Source organism: Cryobacterium sp. TMT1-62 (assembly GCF_004403145.1).
Lineage (GTDB): Bacteria > Actinomycetota > Actinomycetes > Actinomycetales > Microbacteriaceae > Cryobacterium > Cryobacterium sandaracinum.
In genome coordinates this window covers 1-3,681 of record NZ_SOGZ01000032.1, presented here as the reverse complement: position 1 = coordinate 3,681, position 3,681 = coordinate 1, and the positions used below count along the sequence as shown (strand labels likewise).

General features: G+C 53.7%; 2 rRNA genes. Both read right to left on the bottom strand.

What is annotated here, in order from left to right:
- Positions 1-188: 188 nt before the first annotated feature.
- Positions 189-305, bottom strand: a 5S ribosomal RNA gene (gene rrf, locus E3T34_RS09050).
- Between the two features lie 134 nt (positions 306-439).
- Positions 440-3,567 (bottom strand): 23S ribosomal RNA (locus E3T34_RS09045).
- Positions 3,568-3,681: the final 114 nt, after the last annotated feature.

The window sequence follows — 3,681 nt, the reverse complement described above, 5'->3', positions numbered from 1 at the left end:
TTGGTGCGGATGCCCGGCACGGCCCGGCTGGATCTCCTGAGTTGGCCACGACCGCTGCCGGATGTGCGCCGCGGGGTGGATGGGGCGGGGGCGTCGCTGTCGGGTGGCCACCGGGCGGGGCGCCGGGGTGGTGGTTAACGCACAATGGCCACCCGTTGGGGTGGCCATTGTGTGTGTTGCTACGTTGAGTCCGGCGGTGTCCTACTCTCCCACAGGGTCCCCCCTGCAGTACCATCGGCGCTGAGAGTCTTAGCTTCCGGGTTCGGAATGTGACCGGGCGTTTCCCTCTCGCTATAGCCGCCGAAACATCTTTCGATGAATCGAATCTATATTTTTTAGTTATAGAGCCCTCAGTGTTTATGAGTCACCGTGGGGCGTTGTTCTCGACCGTACATCGAGAACCACATAGTGGACGCTTGCAGCTTATTCAAACTGGTGTGTTATCAAATTATTGGCTTATTAGTACCGGTCAGCTCCGAGGGTCTTTAGTCCCCTCTTCCACATCCGGCCTATCAACGCAGTAGTCTAGCTGCGAGCCTCTCCCCCGAAGGGATGGAAATCTCATCTCGAAGCCGGCTTCCCGCTTAGATGCTTTCAGCGGTTATCCGTTCCGAACGTAGCTAATCAGCGGTGCTCCTGGCGGAACAACTGACACACCAGAGGTTCGTCCATCCCGGTCCTCTCGTACTAGGGATAGATCTTCTCAAATTTCCTGCGCGCGCAGCGGATAGGGACCGAACTGTCTCACGACGTTCTAAACCCAGCTCGCGTACCGCTTTAATGGGCGAACAGCCCAACCCTTGGGACCTACTCCAGCCCCAGGATGCGACGAGCCGACATCGAGGTGCCAAACCATGCCGTCGATATGGACTCTTGGGCAAGATCAGCCTGTTATCCCCGAGGTACCTTTTATCCGTTGAGCGACAGCGCTTCCACAAGCCACTGCCGGATCACTAGTCCCGACTTTCGTCCCTGCTCGACTTGTCAGTCTCACAGTCAAGCTCCCTTGTGCACTTACACTCGACACCTGATTGCCAACCAGGTTGAGGGAACCTTTGGGCGCCTCCGTTACTTTTTAGGAGGCAACCGCCCCAGTTAAACTACCCACCAGGCACTGTCCCTGAACCGGATCACGGTTCGAAGTTAGATATCCAATATGACCAGAGTGGTATTTCAACGTTGACTCCACCTGAACTAGCGTCCAAGCTTCACAGTCTCCCACCTATCCTACACAAGCCACACCGAACACCAATACCAAGCTGTAGTAAAGGTCACGGGGTCTTTCCGTCCTGCTGCGCGTAACGAGCATCTTTACTCGTAATGCAATTTCGCCGAGTTCGCGGTTGAGACAGCTGGGAAGTCGTTACGCCATTCGTGCAGGTCGGAACTTACCCGACAAGGAATTTCGCTACCTTAGGATGGTTATAGTTACCACCGCCGTTTACTGGGGCTTAAATTCTCAGCTTCGCCTTGCGGCTAACCGTTCCTCTTAACCTTCCAGCACCGGGCAGGCGTCAGTCCGTATACATCGTCTTGCGACTTGGCACGGACCTGTGTTTTTAGTAAACAGTCGCTTCCCACTGGTCTCTGCGGCCTTCGAACGCTCCAGGAGTAAATCCCTTCACGCCTCAGGCCCCCCTTCTCCCGAAGTTACGGGGGCATTTTGCCGAGTTCCTTAACCACGATTCTCTCGATCTCCTTAGTATTCTCTACCTGATCACCTGAGTCGGTTTGGGGTACGGGTGACTAAAACCTCGCGTCGATGCTTTTCTTGGCAGCATAGGATCACTGATTTCGTCCGTGAGGACTACCCATCGGGTCTCAACCTTCATGAGAGACGGATTTGCCTATCTCTCGGCCTACATCCTTAGACCGGGACAACCATCGCCCGGCTCAGCTACCTTCCTGCGTCACACCTGTTAATACGCTAACCGCACCAGCATAGGGTCGCACGCTAGGCCCCACGCTTCACCCCGAAGGGATCCATCTAGAGGATTCAGATGCTTAGCATTACTGGATTAGTTTGGGCGGTTTTTCGCCAGTACGGGAATATAAACCCGTTGTCCATCGACTACGCCTGTCGGCCTCGCCTTAGGTCCCGACTTACCCAGGGCGGATTAGCCTGGCCCTGGAAACCTTGATCTTTCGGAGGACGGGTTTCTCACCCGTCTTTCGCTACTCATGCCTGCATTCTCACTCGTGTAGCCTCCACGGCTGGTTTACACCGCCGCTTCGCTGGCCACACGACGCTCTCCTACCCATCAACACGGCTGAACCAACACCACAAGGGTGCGGCTTACCAAAAATATCAATGCCACAACTTCGGTGGCGTGCTTGAGCCCCGTTACATTGTCGGCGCGGAATCACTTGACCAGTGAGCTATTACGCACTCTTTCAAGGGTGGCTGCTTCTAAGCCAACCTCCTGGTTGTCTGTGCAACTCCACATCCTTTCCCACTTAGCACGCGCTTTGGGACCTTAGTTGGTGGTCTGGGTTGTTTCCCTCTCGACGATGAAGCTTATCCCCCACCGTCTCACTGCTGCGCTCTCACTTACCGGCATTCGGAGTTTGGCTGACGTCAGTAAGCTTTTAGGCCCCATCGGCCATCCAGTAGCTCTACCTCCGGCAAGAAACACGCAACGCTGCACCTAAATGCATTTCGGAGAGAACCAGCTATCACGAAGTTTGATTGGCCTTTCACCCCTATCCACAGCTCATCCCCTCCATTTTCAACTGAAGTGGGTTCGGTCCTCCACGACGTCTTACCGTCGCTTCAACCTGGCCATGGATAGATCACTTCGCTTCGGGTCTAGGACATGCGACTGAATCGCCCTATTCAGACTCGCTTTCGCTACGCATTCCCCTCTCGGGTTAAGCTCGCCACATATCACTAACTCGCAGGCTCATTCTTCAAAAGGCACGCTGTCACCAGAACAAAGCTGGCTCCAACGGTTTGTAAGCAAACGGTTTCAGGTACTATTTCACTCCCCTCCCGGGGTACTTTTCACCTTTCCCTCACGGTACTTGTTCACTATCGGTCATGTAGGAGTATTTAGGCTTATCAGGTGGTCCTGACGGATTCACACGGGATTTCTCGGGCCCCGTGCTACTTGGGATACTCTTCGGGCGATTGCTGCATTTCGACTACGGGGTTCGCACCCTCTATGACCAGGCTTTCAATCCTGTTCGTCTATACAACGCTCTAACCCTCACTGTTCGGCAGAATCAGCAGAAAAGTCCCGCAACCCCGACCATGCAACGCCTGCCGGCTATCACACATGATCGGTTTAGCCTCATCCGGTTTCGCTCGCCACTACTAACGGAATCACTATTGTTTTCTCTTCCTGTGGGTACTGAGATGTTTCACTTCCCCACGTTCCCTCTACCCGCCCTATATATTCAGGCGGGAGTCACCAGGTCACCCAAAGGGCCTGGCGGGGTTTCCCCATTCGGAAATCCTCGGATCACAGTTCGTTTATCAACTCCCCGAGGCTTATCGCAGATTACTACGTCCTTCTTCGGCTCTACATGCCAAGGCATTCACCGTTTGCTCTTAGAAATTTGAAATCACATGAGTTTGAATCGATTAAGAATCGTAAGACTCAAAAGTCTCACGATCGAAATTGACCAATGATCTAATTGCTTAGATCTTTGTAATTTGCTCTCTTACGAGAGTCAAAT